A 20,607-nucleotide genomic window follows, 5' to 3' on the forward strand; every position below is an offset into this window, starting at 1 on the left:
TCAAAGAAGACTGAAGAATGAAAGGAGGCCAGAGAACTGCACCTCGGCGGTCACCATTAGCTGAGCTCGTTCTCGATGAAATCGAAGAGATCGTCGTCCGACGCCTCGTCAAGCCGCTGCGTAATGCTCTCGGCTTCCGTCGCTCCACCCTCTCCGCCATTCAGTTTGGCAAGGAGTACCTGGAGTCGGGATGCGATGGCCATTCGCTCGGCGTTGTCCGGCTCAGCCGTGGAGAGTGATGCCTCGAGTTTTTCCAGATCCGCGATCAGCGGAGTGGCGGATGTCCCTTCGTCGGGGAGGACGCCCGCTCGTACGTGTTCCGCGAGGGCCCTTGCGTTGGGATAGTCGAAGACCAGTGTGGTGGGCAGCCGCAGACCGGTGTCCGCGTTCAGCCGGTTTCGGAATTCTACCGCCGTGAGCGAGTCGAACCCCAATTCCTTGAAGGCGCGGTCGGATTCCACGCCCTCCATACCGGAGAATCCGAGAACCGCGGCCGCGTGACCGCGTACCAGGTCGAGTACGGCGCGCTCCCGCTCGCCCGGAGCCAGCGCGAGAAGCCTTTCCTTCAGGCGCGATCCGCCCTCCGCGTGGCTCTCCTCGGCGGCACGGGCCTGCTCCAGGGCCGCTACGACCTCGGGCAGTTCGCCGAGGAGCGGGCTCGGCCGCCCGATGGTGAACGCGGGGGCGAATCGCTCCCAGTTCACATCGGCGACCGTCACCACACCGTCGTCACCCGCGACCGCCCCCTGCAACGCGGCCATCGCCAGGCCCGGCGCCATCGCGGGCAGACCCCGACGCGCCAGCTGGTCGCCGCCCTCTCCGGCCGCCATACCGCTCTCGGCCCAGGGGCCCCAGGCCACCGCGGTACCGGCGAGACCCCGGGCCCGCCGGTCCTCGACCAGCGCGTCCAGATAGGCGTTGGCCGCACCGTACGCGGCCTGGCCACCACTGCCCCACACACCCGCGATCGAGGAGAAGACCACGAAGGCGTCGAGCTCACGGTCGCCGAGCAGTGCGTCCAGATGGCCGGCTCCGGTGGCCTTCCCCGACACCACCGAGGCGGCGTCCGCAAGGCTCATCCCCGCCAGCTCGGCGGCCTGCTCCACACCCGCCGCGTGGAAGACCGCCCGCAGCGGGAACTCCTCCGGCACGGCGTCCAGCACTGCGGCCAGTTGGTCGCGGTCGGCCACATCGCAGGCCGCCACCGTCACCCGGGCGCCCAAGGCTTCGAGCTCCTCGCACAGCTCGGCCGCGCCCGGCGCGTCAAGGCCACGACGGCTCGTCAGCACCAGATGCTCGGCGCCCTGGCCCGCCACCCACCGCGCGATCCGCGCACCCAGCGCACCCGTACCACCGGTCACCAACACCGAGCCGCCGACCCGCCAGGACCGCTCCGCGCCCTCACCAGCGCCGGCCCCGGCCTCAGCCCTCACCAGACGCCGAACGAAAACCCCAGAACCGCGTACGGCGACCTGGTCCTCACCGTCCCCACCACCGGACAGGACCCCCACCAACCGGCCCACCGCACGGTCGTCCAGCACCTCGGGCAGATCGACCAGACCACCCCACACCGCCGAGTGCTCCAACCCCACCACCCGGCCCAGACCCCACACCTGTGACTGCACCACACCAGCCAGCCGATCCGAACGACCCACCGACACCGCACCCCGCGAAGCACACCACAGCAGCGCCTCGACATCCGCCTCAACCAACGCCTGCACCAGCGTCAATGTCGAAGCGAAGCCATTGGACAGCGCGGGATGCCCGGGGCAGGGCTCCTCATCCAGCGCCAGCAGCGACAGCACACCACCCAGCTCAGGCGCGTCGGCGACCGCCTTACGCAGCCGCTCCCCCAACGCCCCGGCGTCGAGGTCGCCCTCGTCCACCGTCAGCGACACCACACCCGCACCATGCCGCTCGAGCCCGGAGACGACCCCCGCCACCAGCTCGTCCTCGGCACGCGACGCCGGAACCACCACCAGCCACGTCCCCGACAACGACCCACCGGCCACATCCCCAACCGGCTTCCACGACACCCGATAACGCCAGCCATCAATCGTGGACTGTTCGCGATTGCTCCGGTGATACGCGGACAGCGCGGGCAGCACCGCGCTCAGCGGCGCGTTGCCATCGACGTCGAGGGCCTCGGCGAGCGCTTCGAGATCCTCGCGCTCGACCGCTTCCCAGAATCGCGCGTCCACCGAATCCGCCGCGCCGGTCGAACCGGCATCCCGGCCTCCACCGGCAACGGATGTCTCCGGCCAGAACCGCTCGCGCTGGAACGCGTAAGTGGGCAGCTCCACCTTGCCGGCACCGCGACCGGCGAATACCGGTTCCCAGTTCACCGTGGCACCGTGTGCGTGCAATTCGGCCAACGCCGTCATCAACGCCCCCGCTTCGGGGCGCTCCTTGCGCAACACGGGGACCAGCATTGCCGCCGAAGCGTCCTCGGCGCTTTCCGCGAGACAGTCCTGGGCCATCGCGGTGAGCACGCCGTCGGGCCCCACTTCCAAGAACCTGGTCACACCCAACGCCTTAAGCGAACGTACCCCATCCGCGAACCGCACCGCCTCACGCACATGCCGAACCCAATAATCCGGAGAACTCGTTTCCGCCTCCGTCACCAGCCCACCGGTGACATTGGACACCAGCGCCGTGGTCGGCGGTGCAAAAGAGACCTCACGGACCACGTGGCCGAACGCGTCCAACATACTGTCCATGAGGCAAGAGTGAAACGCATGAGAGACCCGCAAACGCCTAGTCTTTGTCCCCTTCGCCTTCCATGTGTCCGCCACCTCCTGGACCGCCTGCGTATGACCCGCGATCACCACGGCCGCCGGACCGTTCACCGCCGCGATGCTCATCTCGTGCTCGCGACCGGCGAGTGAGGCGGCGACCTCCGCCTCGGACGCCTGGATGGCCACCATCGCGCCGCCCTCCGGCAACGCCTGCATCAGCCGACCGCGAGCCGCGATCAGCGTGCACGCGTCCTCCAGCGAGAACACCCCCGCCACATGGGCCGCGGCGATCTCGCCCACCGAGTGGCCGATCACCACATCCGGCGTCACACCCCAGTGCTCCAGCAACCGGAACAGCGCCACCTCGATGGCGAACAGCGCGGGCTGGGTGAACGCCGTCCGGTCCAGCAGCTCGGCGTCCGCACTGCCCTCCGTCGCGAACACCACATCCCGCAGCGGACGGTCGAGCAGCACATCCAGGTACGCGCACACCTCGTCCAGCGCACGGGCGAAGGCCGGGAAGGCGTCGTACAACTCCCGCCCCATGCCCAGACGCTGCGCGCCCTGGCCCGAGAACAGGAACGCCGTCTTACCGCCCGGCACCGCCTGCCCCTGGACGACGCCGGAGGCGATCCCGCGCCCGGCCACGGACTCAAGGCCGCGCAGCAGGGTCTCCCGGTCCTCGCCGACCACCACGGCACGGTGCTCGAACACCGACCGGGACGCCAGCGAATACCCCACGTCCAGCGCGCCGAGGTCACCCCGGGCCGACACATGCGCGGCGAGCCGCTCGGCCTGCGCCCGCAGCGCCTCCTGGCTCTTGGCCGACACCAGCCACGGCACCACGGCCGTCGACCCGACCGCCTCGGGAGCGGGGGCCGCGGTCCGCGGAGTGGCGGGCTCCTCGGCCGCCGGGGCCTGCTCGATGATGGTGTGGGCGTTGGTCCCGCTCAGCCCGAACGAGGAGATGCCCGCCCGGCGCGGCCGGCCCGTCTCCGGCCACGCGGTGGCCTCCGTCAGCGGACGGACCTCGCCCGCCGACCAGTCCACCTCGCGCGACGGCTCATCCAGGTGAAGGATCTCCGGCAACACGCCCTCGCGCATCGCCATCACCATCTTGATAACACCGGCCACACCGGCGGCCGCCTGCGTATGGCCGATGTTGGACTTGATGGCGCCCAGCCACAGCGGCTGCCCCTCGGGCCGCCCCTGGCCGTAGGTGGCCAGCAGCGCCTGGGCCTCGATCGGGTCGCCCAGCGTCGTACCCGTACCGTGCGCCTCCACGACATCCACATCGGCCGCCGACAGGCGGGCACTCGCCAGCGCCTGCCGGATCACCCGCTGCTGCGACGGGCCGTTCGGCGCCGTCAGACCGTTGGAGGCGCCGTCCTGGTTGACCGCCGAGCCGCGCACGATCGCCAGCACCGGATGGCCGTTCTTCCGCGCGTCCGACAGCCGCTCCACGAGCAGCATGCCCACACCCTCGGACCAACCCGTGCCATCGGCGGCGTCCGCGAACGGCTTGCACCGGCCGTCGGGGGCGAGCCCGCGCTGCCTGCTGAACTCCACGAACGCGCCCGGCGTCGACATCACCGACACACCACCGGCCAGGGCCAGATCGCACTCGCCCTGACGCAGCGCCTGCATGGCCATGTGGAGTGCCACCAGCGACGACGAGCACGCGGTGTCCACCGTCACCGCGGGTCCCTCCAGACCGAAGGTGTAGGAGATGCGGCCCGACACCACACTGGCCGCGCTTCCCGTGCCCAAGTGGCCTTCGAGGTCGCCCTGGGCGTCCACCCACAGCCCGGCGTAGTCCTGGCCGTTCGTGCCGACGAACACACCCGCCCGCGCGCCGCGCAGCGACTCGGGGGCGATTCCGGCGCGTTCGAACGCCTCCCACGAGGTCTCCAGCAGCAGCCGCTGCTGCGGATCCATGGCGAGCGCCTCACGCGGCGAGATCCCGAAGAACCTGGCGTCGAACTCCGGGGCGCCGTAGAGGAATCCGCCTTCCCGGGCGTAGGACGTGCCGAGCCGCTCGGGGTCCGGGTCGTACAGCCCGTCGAGGTCCCAGCCGCGGTCGGCGGGGAACCCGGAGATGGCGTCGCCGCCCTCGGCCACCAGCCGCCACAGGTCCTCCGGCGTATGCACGTCCCCGGGGAAGTGGCAGCTCATCGCCACGATCGCGATGGGGTCGTGGTCCACGGCCACCGCGCTCGGCGCGATGGCGTCGAGGGCCGGCTGGGCCGTGCCGAACGCCTCGGCGTCCAGGTAGTCGGCCAGTTCGGCGGCGGTCGGGTAGTCGAAGACCAGCGTCGCCGGGAGGCGGAGGCCGGTCGCGAGGTCCAGCCGGTTGCGCAGCTCGACCGCCGTCAGGGAGTCGAACCCGAGGTCCCGGAAGGCCCGGCCGGGCTCGATCGAATCCGCGGAGGCGTGGCCGAGCACCGAGGCCGCGTGGCCGCGGACCAGCTCCAGCACGGCCGCGTTCCGCTCGGCCGCCGACAGTCCGGCGAGCTTCCCGGCGAAGGTGGCCGCCTCCGCGCCGACACTGTCGACGCCCGTGGCCAGATGGATGTGCGCCTCGGGGATGTCGCCGACGAGCGCGCCACCGCGCGCCGCGGCCAGCGACGGGGCCAGGCGCTCCCAGTCGACGTCCGCGACGACGAGCGAGGCCTCCTCCTGGCCCACGGCCCAGCTCAGCACGTCCACGGCGAGCGCCGGGGCCATCGCGGACACCGCGCCACCGCGTACCCGCTCCCCGGCGCGACCGCTCGCGGCCATACCGGACTCGGCCCACGGTCCCCACGCGACCGCCGTACCCGGGAGCCCGGCGCCACGGCGCGCCACCGCCAACGCGTCCAGGTACGCGTTCGCCGCCGCGTAGGCGCCCTGCCCCGCACCGCCCACCACACCGGCGAACGACGAGAACATCACGAAGGCGTCCAGCTCCAGGTCCGCCGTCAGCTCATGCAGCAGCCGCGCACCCTCGACCTTCGCCCCCAGCACCCGGGCCAGCCGGTCAACGGTCAGACCGTCGAGCACACCGTCGTCCAGCACACCGGCCGCGTGCACCACACCGCGCAGCGGGAAGCGCTCGGGAATCCCCTCGACCACCTCGACCAGCGTGTCCCGGTCGGCCGCGTCACAGGCCGCCACCGTCACCTCGGCGCCGAGCCCCTCCAGTTCAGCCCTCAGCTCGGCGGCACCCTCCGCCGCGAGACCGCGACGGCTGGTCAGCACCACATGCTCGGCGCCCTCGCGCACGGCCCAGCGCGCCACCTGCGCGCCCAGGGCACCCGTACCACCGGTGATCAGCACCGAGCCGCTCGGCCGCCACGCCTCGCCGCCCGTGGACGCCGCGCGCACCAGCCGTCGGCCGAACACCCCGGAGCCACGGACCGCCGCCTCGTCCTCGCCGCTCTCGGCGGAGAGCACACCGGCCAGCCGCGCCACCGCGCGCTCGTCCAGCGTCTCGGGCAGATCGACGAGACCGCCCCAGATCTGCGGGTGCTCCAGGGCCGCGACCCGGCCGAGGCCCCACACCTGCGCCTGCGCGGCGCTCGCCAGCCGGTCGGAACGTCCCACCGACACCGCGCCCCGCGAGGCACACCACAGCCGAAGGCCCGCCTCCAGGCCCGCGGCGGCCTGCACCAACCGCAGCGTCAGCGCGAGTCCGGACGCGACCACCGGCTCCCCGGCGGACGGCTCCTCGTCCAGCGCGAGCAACGACAGCACACTCGCCTCGGACTCCTCACCGAGCGCGCCCAGCAGCGCCTCGGCGAGACCATCGCGGTCAGTGTCGGTGTCAACCGCCACCGGTACGACACGGGCGCCGGACTTCCCCAGCCCCTGAGTGATCGTGACGATGAGCTCGCTGTCCGCGAGTGAGGCGGGCACCGCGAGCAGCCAGGTACCCGACAGCGAACCCGTCGCCGCATCCGGGACCGGCTTCCACGAGATCCGGTACCGCCAGCCGTCGACCGTGGCCCGGTCGCGCTGCTGACGGCGGTACGAGGACAGCGCGGGCAGCAACTCGCCCAGCGAGCCACTGCCGTCGATGTTCAGCGCCTCGGCCAGCGCCTCCAGGTCCTCACGCTCCACCGCGTCCCAGAAGCGCGCGTCCACGCTTTCTGCGGCGGAACCACCCGGCGCTCCGCTCGTGTCCTCCAGCCAGTAGCGCTGGCGTTGGAAGGCGTACGTCGGCAGCTCCACCTTCCGCGCACCGCGCCCGGCGAAGAACTGCTCCCAGCCGACCGCGACACCGTGGACATGCAGCTCGGCCAGCGCCGCCGTCAGCGCCTGGACCTCCGGACGGTCCTTGCGCAGCCCCGGCACCACGACCGAAGCCGCACCCGCGTCCGCCACCAGGCAGTCCCGGGCCATGGCGGACAGCACACCGTCGGGGCCGACCTCGACAAACCGGGTCACGCCCAGCTTCTCCAGAGCCCGTACCCCGTCCGCGAAGCGCACGGCCTCGCGCACATGCCGCACCCAGTACTCCGGCGAGCACACCTCATCGCCGCTCGCCGGCTCGCCCGTCACATTCGAGACCAGGGCGATGGACGGCGGCTGGAAGGTCAGCCCGGAGACGACGGCGCGGAAGTCGTCCAGCATCGCGTCCATGCGCGGCGAGTGGAACGCGTGGCTGACGCGCAGGCGGCGGGTCCTACGGCCCTGCTCCGCCCACAGCTCAGCGATCTCCAGCGCGGCGGCCTCGTCACCGGCGATGACCACGGCGGTCGGGCCGTTGACGGCCGCGATGCTCACCTCGGCCTCACGACCGGCAAGCGACGCCGCGATCTCCTCCTCCGACGCCTCGATGGCGACCATCGCGCCACCCTCCGGCAACGCCTGCATCAGGCGCCCCCGGGCCGCGACCAGCGTGCACGCGTCCTCCAGCGAGAACACCCCGGCCACATGCGCGGCGGCGATCTCACCGATGGAGTGACCGATCACCACATCCGGGCGGACACCCCAGTGCTCCAACAGCCGGAACAACGCCACCTCGACCGCGAACAGCGCGGGCTGGGTGAACGCCGTGCGGTCCAGGAGCTCGGCGTCCGCGCTCCCCTCCGCCGCGAACACCACATCCCGCAGCGGACGGTCCAGCGACACATCGAGATGGGCGCACACCTCGTCCCACGCGTCGGCGAAGGCGGGGAACGCCTCGTACAGCTCGCGCCCCATGCCGAGGCGCTGCGCGCCCTGGCCCGAGAACAGGAAGGCCATCAGGCCCGATGGCGTCGCGACGCCCCGCACCACTCCCGGGGCCACGTCACCGGCCGCGACGGCCTCGATGCCGCGCAGCAGCTCCGCACGGTTCGCACCCGAGACCACCGCGCGATGCTCATGCACCGAGCGCGAGGCCACCAGCGAGTAGCCCACGTCCAGCGTGCCGAGCTCGGCACGCTCCAGCAGATGCGACCGCAACCGCTCGGCCTGCGCACGCAGAGCCTCCGCGCTCCGGGCGGAGAGCGCCCAGGGCACGATGGACTGATCGTCGGCCGGGGCCGCCGGGGCAGGCTCCGCCTCGTCCGCCACCGGGGCCTGTTCGATGATGGTGTGCGCGTTGGTGCCACTGACACCGAAGGCGGAGATACCCGCCCGGCGCGGATGCCCGGTCTCGGGCCACTCCGTCGCCTCCGTCAGCAGCCGCACCTCGCCCGCCGACCAGTCCACCTCGCGCGACGGCTCATCCACGTGCAGCGTCCGCGGCAGCACCCCGTGCCGCATCGCCATCACCATCTTGATGATTCCGCCGACACCGGCGGCGGCCTGCGTATGGCCGATGTTCGACTTGAGCGCGCCCAGCCAGAGCGGACGGCCCTCCGGCCGCTCCTGGCCGTACGTCGCCAGCAGCGCCTGCGCCTCGATCGGGTCACCCAGCGTGGTACCCGTACCGTGCGCCTCCACCACGTCCACCTCGGCGGCCGGCACTCCGGCGTTGGCGAGGGCCTGGCGGATCACCCGCTGCTGGGAGGGGCCGTTGGGCGCCGTCAGACCGTTGGACGCACCGTCCTGGTTGACCGCCGAGCCCCGCACGAGCGCCAGCACCTGGTGGCCGTTGCGCTGAGCATCCGACAGCCGCTCGACGAGCAGCATGCCCACACCCTCGGACCAGCCCGTACCGTCCGCGGCGTCCGCGAACGGCTTGCACCGGCCATCGGGGGCGAGCCCACGCTGACGGCTGAACTCCACGAACGCGCCGGGCGTGGCCATCACCGTCACACCACCGGCGAGCGCCATCTCACACTCGCCCTGGCGCAGCGCCTGCGCCGCCTGGTGGAGAGCGACCAGCGACGACGAGCACGCCGTGTCCACCGTCAGCGCGGGCCCCTCCAGACCCATGGTGTAGGAGATGCGCCCGGATACGACCGATGTCGCGTTGCCGGTCAGGATCTGCCCTTCCAGCTCCCCGGCCGCGCCGTCGCTCCCGACCCCGTAGCCCGAGGTCGCGGCGCCCACGAACACGCCGATCTGTCGGCCGCGCACGGACATGGGAGCGATACCGGCCCGCTCGAACGCCTCCCACGAGGTCTCCAGCAGCAGTCGCTGCTGCGGATCCATGGCGAGGGCCTCACGCGGCGAGATCCCGAAGAAGCCCGCGTCGAACTCGCCCGCCTCGTGCAGGAAGCCGCCCTCGCGCGCGTAGAACGTGCCCAACCGCTCGGGATCCGGGTCATACATTCCATCGACGTCCCACCCGCGGTTGGCCGGGAAGTCGGAGATGGCGTCGCCACCGCCCGCCACCAGCTGCCACAGGTCCTCGGGGCTTCCGACACCGCCGGGGAAGCGGCAGCTCATCCCGACGATCGCGATCGGGTCGTCATCGACCCGGGCCGCCACCGCCGACGGCGCCGCCACGTCGCCCTGCGTCCCGAGCACCTCGGCACGCAGATGGTCGGCCAGCACCGTGGCGCTCGGGTAGTCGAAGACCAGCGTGGCCGGCAACACCAGCCCGGTCTCCGCGTTCAGCCGGTTACGGAACTCCACCGCCGTGAGCGAGTCGAAACCCAGCTCCTTGAACGCACGCCCCGGCTCAACGACCTCCGCACCCGCGAAGCCCAGGACCGCGGCGGCCTGGCTCCGCACCAGTTCCAGCAGGGCCCGGTCGATCTCGGCATCGGTCAGCCCCGCCAGCCGTGCCCGCAGACCTGTCGACGCGTCGCCTGCCCGGGCGGACGAGCCCGCGCTGTCGAGTGCCCTCCGGACCTCGGGCAGATCACTGATCAACGGGCTCGGGCGCTCCAAGGTGAACACGGGGGCGAATCGCTCCCAGTCCACATCGGCGACCGTCAGCACACCGTCGTCACCCGCGACCGCTCGCTGCAACGCGGTGAGGGCCAGCGTGGGAGGAATGACCGCCAGGCCACGGCGGACAAGCTCTGCTTCCATCCCCTCGGCGGTCGCCATGCCGCCTTCGGCCCAGGGGCCCCAGGCCACCGCGGTACCGGCGAGACCCCGCGCACGGCGGTCCTCCACCAGCGCGTCCAGATAAGCGTTGGCCGCACCGTACGCGGCCTGGCCACCACTGCCCCACACACCCGCGATCGAGGAGAACACCACGAACGCGTCCAGCTCACGATCGCCCAGCAGCGCGTCCAGGTGCCCGGCACCGGCCGCCTTCCCGGACACCACCGAGGCGGCGTCCGCAAGGCTCATCCCCGCCAGCTCGGCGGCCTGCTCCACACCCGCCGCATGGAAGACCGCCCGCAGCGGAAGCTCCTCCGGCACGGCGTCCAGCACCGCCGCCAGCGCCTCCCGGTCGGCCACATCGCAGGCCGCCACGGTCACCCGGGCACCCAGGGCCTCGAGCTCCTCGCACAGCTCAGGCGCGCCCGGCGCCTCGATGCCACGACGACTGGTCAGCACCAGATGCTCGGCACCATTGCGCACCAACCAGCGAGCCACCTGCCCGCCCAACGCACCCGTACCGCCCGTCACCAGCACCGTGCCACGCGCCCGCCACGTCGTCCCGTCGGCCACGGGAGCGGCCGACCGCGTCAGACGGCGTGCGAACACCCCCGAACCGCGCACCGCCACCTGGTCCTCGGCGCCCTCGGCGGACAACACACCGGCCAGCCGCGCGATCGCACGCTCATCCAGCACCTCGGGCAGATCGACCAGACCACCCCACACCGCCGAATGCTCCAACCCCACCACCCGGCCCAGACCCCACACCTGCGACTGCACCACACCAGCCAGCCGATCCGAACGACCCACCGACACCGCACCCCGCGAAGCACACCACAACAGCGCCTCGACATCCGCCTCAACCAACGCCCGCACCAACATCAACGTCGAGGCAAAGCCATTGGACAGCGCGGGATGCCCGGGGCAGGGCTCCTCATCCAGAGCCAGCAGCGACAACACACCACCCAGCTCGGGCACATCCGCGACCACCCCACGCAGCCGCTCCCCCAACACCCCGGCATCCAGATCCCCCTCGTCCACCGTCAGCGACACCACACCCGCACCATGCCGCTCGAGCCCGGAGACCACCCCCGCCACCAGCTCGTCCCCGGCACCCGACGCCGGAACCACCACCAGCCACGTCCCCGACAACGACCCACCGGCCACATCCCCAACCGGCTTCCACGACACCCGATAACGCCAGCCATCAATCGTGGACTGCTCACGGCTGCTGCGCCGGTACGCCGACAGCGCGGGCAGTACGGCGCCCAGCGTCGCCTCGTCATCGAAGTCGAGTGTCCTCGCGAGCGATTCGAGATCCTCGCGCTCCACGGCCTGCCAGAACCAGGCGTCCACCTCGTCGCGGATACCGGCGTCGATTCCGGCCGAGTCGGTGGACTTCTCGATCCAGTAGCGCTGACGCTGGAACGGGTAGGTCGGCAGATCGACCCTGCTGGTCTCGAGCCCGTTGAACGCCGACCGCCAGTCGACGACGGACCCGTGCACATGCAGCCGCGCCAGCGCCGTGGTCAGGGCCACGGCCTCCGAGCGGTCCTTGCGCAGCACCGGCACGACCACGGGTGCCGGGTCGGACTCGGCCCGTTCCGCCAGGCAGTCCTGCGTCATCGCCGCGAGCACACCGTCGGGGCCCACCTCGAGGAAGGTGGTCACGCCCTGGGCTTCGAGCGCCCGTACGCCGTCCGCGAACCGCACGGCCTCCCGCACATGCCGCACCCAGTACTCAGGCGAGCACACCTCCGCGTCCGCCACCTTGCCGGTGACGTTGGAGACGAGTTCGATGGAGGGTGAAGCGAACGACAGGCGTTCCACGACCCGCCGGAAGTCGTCGAGCATCGCGTCCATGCGGGGCGAGTGGAAGGCATGGCTCACCCGCAGGCGGCGGGTCTTGCGGCCCTCCTGCTCCCACTGTCCGGCGATCTCCAGTACAGCGGCCTCGTCACCGGCGATGACCACGGCGGTCGGGCCGTTGACGGCGGCAATGCTGACCTCGGCCTCACGACCGGCGAGTGACGAGGCGATCTCGTCCTCCGACGCCTGGACCGCGACCATCGCGCCGCCCTCGGGCAGCGCCTGCATCAGGCGCCCCCGGGCCGCGATCAGTGTGCAGGCGTCCTCCAGCGAGAACACCCCCGCCACATGCGCGGCCGCGATCTCGCCCACCGAGTGGCCGATCACCACATCCGGAGTGACACCCCAGTGCTCCAGCAACCGGAACAACGCCACCTCGACGGCGAACAGCGCGGGCTGGGTGAACGCCGTTTGGTTCAGCAGCTCGGCGTCCGCGCTCCCCTCCGCCGCGAACACCACATCCCGCAGCGGACGGTCCAGCACCACATCTAGCTGTGCGCACACCTCGTCCAGCGCCTGGGCGAACACCGGGAACTCGTCGTACAACTCACGCCCCATGCCCAGACGCTGCGCGCCCTGGCCGGAGAAGAGGAAGGCAAGGGTGTCCTCGACGCGTGCCACACCCTGGACGACCTGGGCCGTGTTCTCGCCCTGAGCCAGGGCCTCCAGACCGCGGAGGAGGCCGTCCCGATCCTCGGCGACCACGGCAGCGCGGTGCTCGAAGACCGAACGGGTGGTGGCCAGGGAGAAGGCCACATCGGTCGCGGCCAGCTCCGGACGGGCGGTCACATGGGCGTGGAGCCGGCTCGCCTGGGCGGAGAGCGCCTCCGCGCTCTTGCCGGACACCAGCCACGACAGTACGGCGGGCTGCCGCGCCTCGCCGCCCTCGGGCGCCGTCGCCTTCTGCTGCCCCTCGGGATCGGCCGCCGGGGGCTGCTCGATGATGGTGTGGGCGTTGGTCCCGCTCAGCCCGAACGAGGAGATACCCGCCCGACGCGGCTGCCCGGTCTCCGGCCACGCGGTGGCCTCGGTCAGCAGCCGCACCTGCCCCGCCGACCAGTCCACCTGCCGCGATGGCTCGTCCACATGCAGGACCTTCGGCAGGGTGCCGTGCCGCATGGCCATCACCATCTTGATGATGCCGGCGACACCGGCGGCGGCCTGCGTGTGACCGATGTTGGACTTGATGGCACCCAGCCACAGCGGCTGCCCCTCGGGCCGCCCCTGGCCATACGTGGCGAGCAGCGCCTGCGCCTCGATCGGGTCGCCCAGCGTGGTCCCCGTGCCATGCGCCTCGACCGCGTCCACCTCGGCCGCGGACAGCCCCGCGCTCTCCAGCGCCTGCCGGATCACCCGCTGCTGCGACGGGCCGTTCGGCGCCGTCAGACCGTTGGACGCACCGTCCTGGTTGACCGCCGAACCGCGGACGATCGCCAGCACCGGATGGCCGTTCTTCCGCGCGTCCGACAGCCGCTCGACCAGCAGCAGACCCACGCCCTCGGACCAGCCCGTACCGTCCGCGCCCTCCGCGAACGGCTTGCACCGGCCATCGACCGCGAGCCCGCGCTGCCGGCTGAACTCCACGAACGAACCGGGCGACGACATCACCGACACACCACCGGCCAGGGCCAGTTCGCACTCGCCCTGGCGCAGCGCCTGGATCGCCAGATGCAGCGCCACCAGCGACGACGAACAGGCCGTGTCCACCGTGACGGCCGGCCCTTCGAGGCCGAAGGTGTAGGAGATGCGGCCCGACACCACGCTGGCCGCACTGCCCGTCAGATAGCCCTCGAGCTCGCCCCCGACCTCGTAGAGGTGGGTCGCGTAGTCCAGGCCACTGGTGCCGACGAAGACCCCGACCGGCTTGCTGCGCAGGGAGACGGGGTCGATCCCGGTCCGCTCGAACGCCTCCCACGAGGCTTCCAGCAGCAGCCGCTGCTGCGGATCGGTCGCCAGCGCCTCACGCGGGGACATTCCGAAGAACTGCGGGTCGAACTCGTCGGCGTCGTAGAGGAAGCCGCCCTCACGGGTGTAACTCGTCCCCGAGTGGTCCGGGTCCGGGTGGTACAGCGACTCGTTGTCCCAGCCGCGGTCGGTCGGGAACTCGGAGATGGCGTCCACGCCATCCACGACGAGTTGCCAGAGCTGCTCGGGCGTGCGCACGCCCCCGGGGAAACGACAGCTCATCCCGACGATGGCGATGGGCTCTTTCGAGGCCGAGACCAGACGCTGGTTCTGCTGCTTGAGGCGGTCGTTTTCGCGCAGGGAAGCGCGCAGCGCTTCGACAACTCTTTCGGAGGACGTAGCCATCAGTAGCTCCACACTTCCAACAACATCAAAGGTCAGCGCCGCCCAGAGCCCTCTGGACGAGGTCATCGACATCCATCGTGTCGACCGCGCTACTCATCTCTTCTTGCGGCGCCGACTCGGAACCGTTCTCCGACAGGTGAGCGAGTTCGAGCAGGGTGTCCATGAGTCCGGCCTCGCGGAAACGCGCGAGCGGGATGGCGGCCAACGCCTCGCGGATCCGGTCCTCTTCGGGGTCGTGCTGCTCAGCCCCACCGCCCTGCGGAAACATGCCCGTCTCCAGGTGCGCGGCCAGTGCGGTGAGATTGGGGTAGTCGAATGCCAGCGTGGTCGGCAGCTCCAGGCCGGTGATCGCGCCCAGCCGGTTGCGCAGCTGGACGGCGGTCAGCGAGTCGAAGCCGAGCTCGGTGAACGAGCGATCGTTCTCGATGGCGTCCGGAGTCGCGTGCACCAGGACGGCGGCCACGTGCTGGCGCACCAGCTTGCGGAGATTGCGCTGGCGCTTCGCCGAGGGCAGCGGCTCCAGGCTCGCGCGCAGCTCCGCCGCCGCCGACTCGGTGGCCGCCGGGTCGGCGGGCACCGGCGAGGCGTTGGGCCGCTGTGTCCCGGTCAGCTCGGCCAGTAGCGGTGCCGGCCGGTCCCCTCCCAGCTCGGCCCCGAGGCGCTCCCATGCGGCATCGGCCACGAGGAGGAAGGTCTCGTCCAGGTCCATGGCCCGCTGGAGCGCGGAGATCGCCAATTCGGGATTCATCGGGGCCATGCCGCCCCGCCTCATCTGCTCTTCGAGCTCCCCGTCGACCGCCATGCCGCTCCCGGCCCAGGCGCCCCAGGCGATGGACGTGGCCGGGAGGCCGTCCGCGCGCCGCTGCGACGCCAGCGCGTCGAGGTAGGCGTTGCCCGCCGCGTAGCTGCCCTGACCCGGACCGCCGAGAGTGCCCGCGGCCGAGGAGAACAACACGAAGGCCGACAGATCCATCCCCGCGGTCAGCTCATGCAGATTGCGGGCCGCGTCCACCTTCGGGCGCAGCACACCGGCCGCCCGTTGCACCGTCAACGCGTCCAGGACACCGTCATCGAGCACACCGGCCGTGTGCACCACGGCGGTCAGCGGGAACTCCTGCGGGATCGCCTCCAGCACCGCGGCCAGCGCATCCCGGTCCGCCGCGTCACACGCCGCCACGGTCACCCGGGCACCGAGCTCCTCCAGCTCCGCCTTCAACTCGGCGGCGCCCTCGGCCTCCATGCCACGACGGCTCGTCAGCACCAAATGCTCGGCACCCGTACGCGCCAGCCACCGCGCCACATGGCCACCGAGCCCGCCGGTGCCACCGGTCACCAGGACCGAACCACTCGCACGCCAGGCATCGGCACCCGTGGCCTCCGGCGCGGGGGCCCGCACCAGCCGCTTGGCGAACACACCCGAGCCACGCACCGCGACCTGGTCCTCGCCACTCTCGGCGGAGAGCACACCGGCCAGCCGCGCCACCGCGCGCTCGTCCAGCGTCTCGGGCAGATCGACAAGACCGCCCCAGATCTGCGGGTACTCCAGGGACGCTACCCCGCCGAGGCCCCACACCTGCGCCTGCGCGGCGCTCGCCAGCCGGTCGGAACGTCCCACCGACACCGCGCCCCGCGAGGCACACCACAGCCGAACGTGCACGCCCAGCCCCGCCACGGCCTGCACCAGCCACAACGTCAGCGCGAGTCCGGACGCGACCACCGGCTCCCCGGCGTACGGCTCCTCGTCCAGCGCGAGCAACGACAGCACCCGGACATCGGACTCGCCATCGACCGCGGCAAGCAGCCTCCGAGCCAGCCGGTCGCGGTCCGCGTCGGTGTCAATCGCCACCGGTACGACACGGGCGCCGGACTTCTCCAGCCCCTGGGAAATCGTCTGGGTGAGCTCGCTGTCCGCGAGCGAGGCGGGCACGGCGAGCAGCCACGTACCCGACAGCGATCCCGTCGTGACCTCCGGGACCGGCTTCCACGAGACCCGGTACCGCCAGCCGTCGACCGTGGCCCGCTCGCGCTGCTGACGGCGGTACGAGGACAGCGCGGGCAGCAACTCACCGAGTGAACCGCTTCCCTCGACATCCAGCGCCTCCGCCAGCGCCTCCAGGTCCTCGCGCTCCACCGCGTCCCAGAACCGCGCGTCCACACTGTCCGCCGCCGTGGAACCGCCCGACGTCTCCGCGCGGTCCTCCAGCCAGTAGCGCTGCCGCTGGAAGGCGTACGTCGGCAGCTCGACCTTCCGCGCGCCGCGCCCGGCGAAGACCTGCTCCCAGCCGACCGTGACACCGTGGACATGCAGTTCGGCCAGCGCCGCCGTCAGCGCCTGAGCCTCCGGGCGGTCCTTGCGCAGGACGGGTACCACGACCGAAGCCGAACCCGCGTCCGCCACCAGGCAGTCCTGCGTCATCGCGGTGAGCACACCGTCCGGGCCCACCTCCAGGAACGAGGTGACCCCGAGCTTCTCCAGGGCGCGTACCCCGTCCGCGAACCGCACCGCTTCCCGCACATGCCGCACCCAGTAGTCCGCCGAGCACACGTCGTCCGCGCCCGCCGGCTCACCGGTCAGATTGGAGACCAGCGCGATGGCCGGCGGGGCGAACGTCAGCCCCTCGACGACCTTGCGGAAGTCGTCCAGCATCGCGTCCATGCGGGGCGAGTGGAAGGCGTGGCTGACCCGCAGGCGACGGGTCTTACGGCCCTGCTCCGCCCACTGTCCGGCGATCTCCAGCGCGGCAACCTCATCGCCCGCGATGACCACGGCCGTCGGGCCGTTGACCGCCGCGATGCTCACCTCGGACTCACGCCCGGCCAGCGAGCCCGCGATCTCCTCCTCCGACGCCTGCACCGCGACCATCGCGCCGCCCTCGGGCAGCGCCTGCATCAGCCGGCCACGCGCCGCGATGAGTGCGCACGCGTCCTCCAGGGAGAAGACCCCCGCCACATACGCGGCGGTGACCTCGCCCACCGAGTGGCCGATCAGTACGTCCGGGGTGACGCCCCAGTGCTCCAGCAGCCGGAACAGCGCCACCTCGACGGCGAACAGCGCGGGCTGGGTGAACGCCGTCCGGTCCAGCAGCTCGGCGTCTTCGGTGCCCTCGGCCGCGAACAGGACCTCGCGGAGCGGCCGGTCGAGCTGCCCGTCCAGATGCGCGCACACCTCGTCCAGCGCCTGGGCGAACACCGGGAACTCGTCGTACAGCTCCCGTCCCATGCCGAACCGTTGCGCACCCTGGCCCGAGAACAGGAACGCCCTCAGGCCCGACGTGTTCGCGACGCCCTGGATCACTCCCGGGGCGACCTCGCCCGCGGCGACGGTCTCAAGCCCGGCGAGGAGTTCCGCACGGTTCGCACCCGACACCACGGCGCGGTGCTCGAACATCGAGCGCGTCGCGACGAGCGAGTGGCCAACGTCCAGCGCGCTCAACTCGGTCCGCTCCAGCAGGAAGGCCCTGAGCTGTGCCGCCTGGGCCCGCAGCGCGTCGGCGCCACGCCCCGACAGCAGCCATGCGGTCACACCACTGTCGCCCTCGGAAACCGGGCTCGTCTCGGCCTCGTCCTCAACCGGCGGAGCCTGCTCGATGATGGTGTGCGCGTTGGTGCCGCTCACACCGAACGCGGAGACACCGGCCCGGCGCGGATGCCCGGTCTCGGGCCACTCCGCCGCCTCGGTCAGCAGCCGCACCTCGCCCGCCGACCAGTCCACCTCGCGCGACGGCTCATCCACGTGCAGGGTCTGCGGCAGCTTCCCGTGCCGCATGGCCATCACCATCTTGATGATCCCCGCGACACCGGCGGCGGCCTGCGTATGGCCGATGTTCGACTTCAGCGCACCCAACAGCAGCGGCCGGCCCTCGGGCCGCCCCTGGCCGTAGGTCACCAGCAGCGCCTGGGCCTCGATCGGGTCACCGAGGGTCGTCCCCGTACCGTGCGCCTCCACCACATCCACATCGGCCGCCGACAGACGGGCACTCGCCAGCGCCTGCCGGATCACCCGCTGCTGCGACGGGCCGTTCGGCGCCGTCAGACCGTTGGACGCACCGTCCTGGTTGACCGCCGAGCCCCGGACGACGGCCAGCACCTCGTGGCCGTTGCGCCGGGCGTCGGACAGCCGCTCGAGCAGCAGCATGCCCACGCCCTCGGACCAGCCCGTACCGTCCGCGGCGTTCGCGAACGGCTTGCACCGGCCGTCGGGCGAAAGCCCGCGCTGGCGGCTGAACTCCACGAACGCGCCGGGCGACGACATCACCGAGACACCACCGGCGAGCGCCAGGTCGCACTCGCCCTGGCGCAGCGCCTGCGCCGCCAGATGCAGCGCGACCAGGGACGACGAGCACGCTGTGTCCACCGTGACCGCGGGTCCCTCGAGGCCGAGGGTGTACGAGATACGGCCGGAGGCCACGCTGCCCGCGCTTCCACTGCCCAGGGACCCCTCGAAGCCCTCGGGGACGTTCCGCAGCCGGGTGCCGTAGTCGTTGTACATCACGCCCACGAACACACCGGAGCGGCTGCCCCGCTTGGTCACAGGATCGATACCGGCCCGCTCGAACGCCTCCCACGAGGTCTCCAGCAGCAGCCGCTGCTGCGGGTCGGTCGCCAGCGCCTCGCGCGGACTCATGTCGAAGAAGGCGGGGTCGAATTGGTGGGCGTCGTAGAGGAACCCGCCGTTCTTGGCGTAGTACGTGCCCTCCCGGTCGGGATCCGGGTCGTACAGGCGCTCAAGGTCCCATCCGCGGTCGGACGGGAACTCGGACATCGCGTCCGTGCCCGCCATGACCAGGTTCCAGAGCTCCTCGGGCGTCCGCACACCGCCCGGGAAGCGGCAGCTCATGCTCACGATCACGATGGGGTCGCTGTCCACGGCCGCGTCCGACGCGGCCACCAGCGCCGCGCCCGCCGACGAGGTGGCGCTCTCGCCGCCCAGGATCTCGTCGCGGATGTGGCCGACGAGTGCCATCGGGGTCGGGTAGTCGAAGACCAGCGTGGCGGGCAGCCGCAGACCGGTCTCCGCGGTGAGCCGGTTCCTCAGATCGACGCCCATCAGGGAGTCGAAGCCGAGCTCCTTGAACGGCCGTCGTGTGTTGACGGTCTCGGGGGTGGCGTGCCCGAGGGCCGCCGCGGTCTGCGTGCGGACCAGCTCCAGCAACATCTGGTCCTGGGACGTCCGCGGGAGACCCACGAGACGCCGGCGCAGCTCGTCAGGAAGGCTTTCGCTCTGCTCCGAGCGTGCCGTACGGCGCGTCGGCGCGCTGGGCACGACCTTGCGGAAGACGGCGGGGAGTTCGGCACCCTGCGCACGCAGCGCGGGAACGTCCAGCCGCACCGGGACCGGCACGACCTCATCCGCGACCAGAGCCGCGTCGAACAGCTCCAGCCCCTCTTCGGAGGAGAGCGGCACCAGGCCCGAACGCGACACCCTGCGCAGATCCCGCTCGCCGAGGTGTCCGGTCATGCCGCTGGCCTCGGCCCACAGACCCCACGCCATCGACACACCCGGCAACCCCTGCGCCCGACGCCACGACGCCAGACCGTCCAGGAACACATTCGCCGCCGCGTAGTTGCTCTGCCCGGGGCCGCCCAGGGTGCCCGCGGCCGAGGAGAACAGCACGAAGGCCGACAGGTCCAGCCCGGCAGTGAGCTCGTGCAGGTTCCAGGCCGCGTCCACCTTCGCCCGCAGCACCGGCTCGACCCGCTCACGCGTCAACGACGTCAACAACCCGTCGTCGAGTACACCCGCCGCATGCACCACACCACTCAGGGCGAAGCCATCCGGCAACCCCGACAACACACCGGCCAGAGCCTCACGATCAGCAGCATCACACGCCGCGATCACCACCTCAGCCCCGGCCGCCTCCAGCTCAGCCCGCAACTCCGCAGCGCCCTCGGCCTCCGCACCACGACGCGACAGCAGCACCAGCTTTTCCACACCATGCCGCGCCACCAGATGCCGGACCACCAAACCGCCCAGCACACCCGTGCCGCCCGTCACCAGCACCGCGCCGGAACCGAACACCCCCGACTCCGGAGCGTCAGCCGAGGAGGGCAGCGACCGGCCCAGACGCGGTATCCGCATCGCACCGGACCGTACGACCACCTGCTCCTCACCCAGAGCGAGCACCCCGGGAAGCACACCCCCGACACCCTCGATGTCGTCGGTGTCCACCAGCACCAGACGCCCAGGATTCTCCGCCTGCGCAGACCGCACCAAACCCCACACCGCCGACCCCGCCATATCCGACACACCCTCACCCGCGTCAACAGCACCGCGGGT

Annotated in this window: 2 protein-coding genes; both read right to left on the reverse strand. The window is 71.7% G+C overall.

Annotated features, from left to right (window positions below; all coding sequences use genetic code 11):
• Positions 1-56 precede the first annotated feature (56 nt).
• A complete protein-coding gene (locus ACT2CW_RS49385) occupies positions 57-14,330 on the reverse strand; it encodes a type I polyketide synthase (protein ID WP_445521342.1) in 14,274 nt (4,757 codons plus the stop codon).
• A gap of 25 nt (positions 14,331-14,355) precedes the next feature.
• A partial coding sequence (locus ACT2CW_RS49390) for a type I polyketide synthase (protein ID WP_445521343.1) occupies positions 14,356-20,607 on the reverse strand: 6,252 nt, incomplete at its 5' end.

Source organism: Streptomyces sp. NEAU-174 (assembly GCF_052665095.1).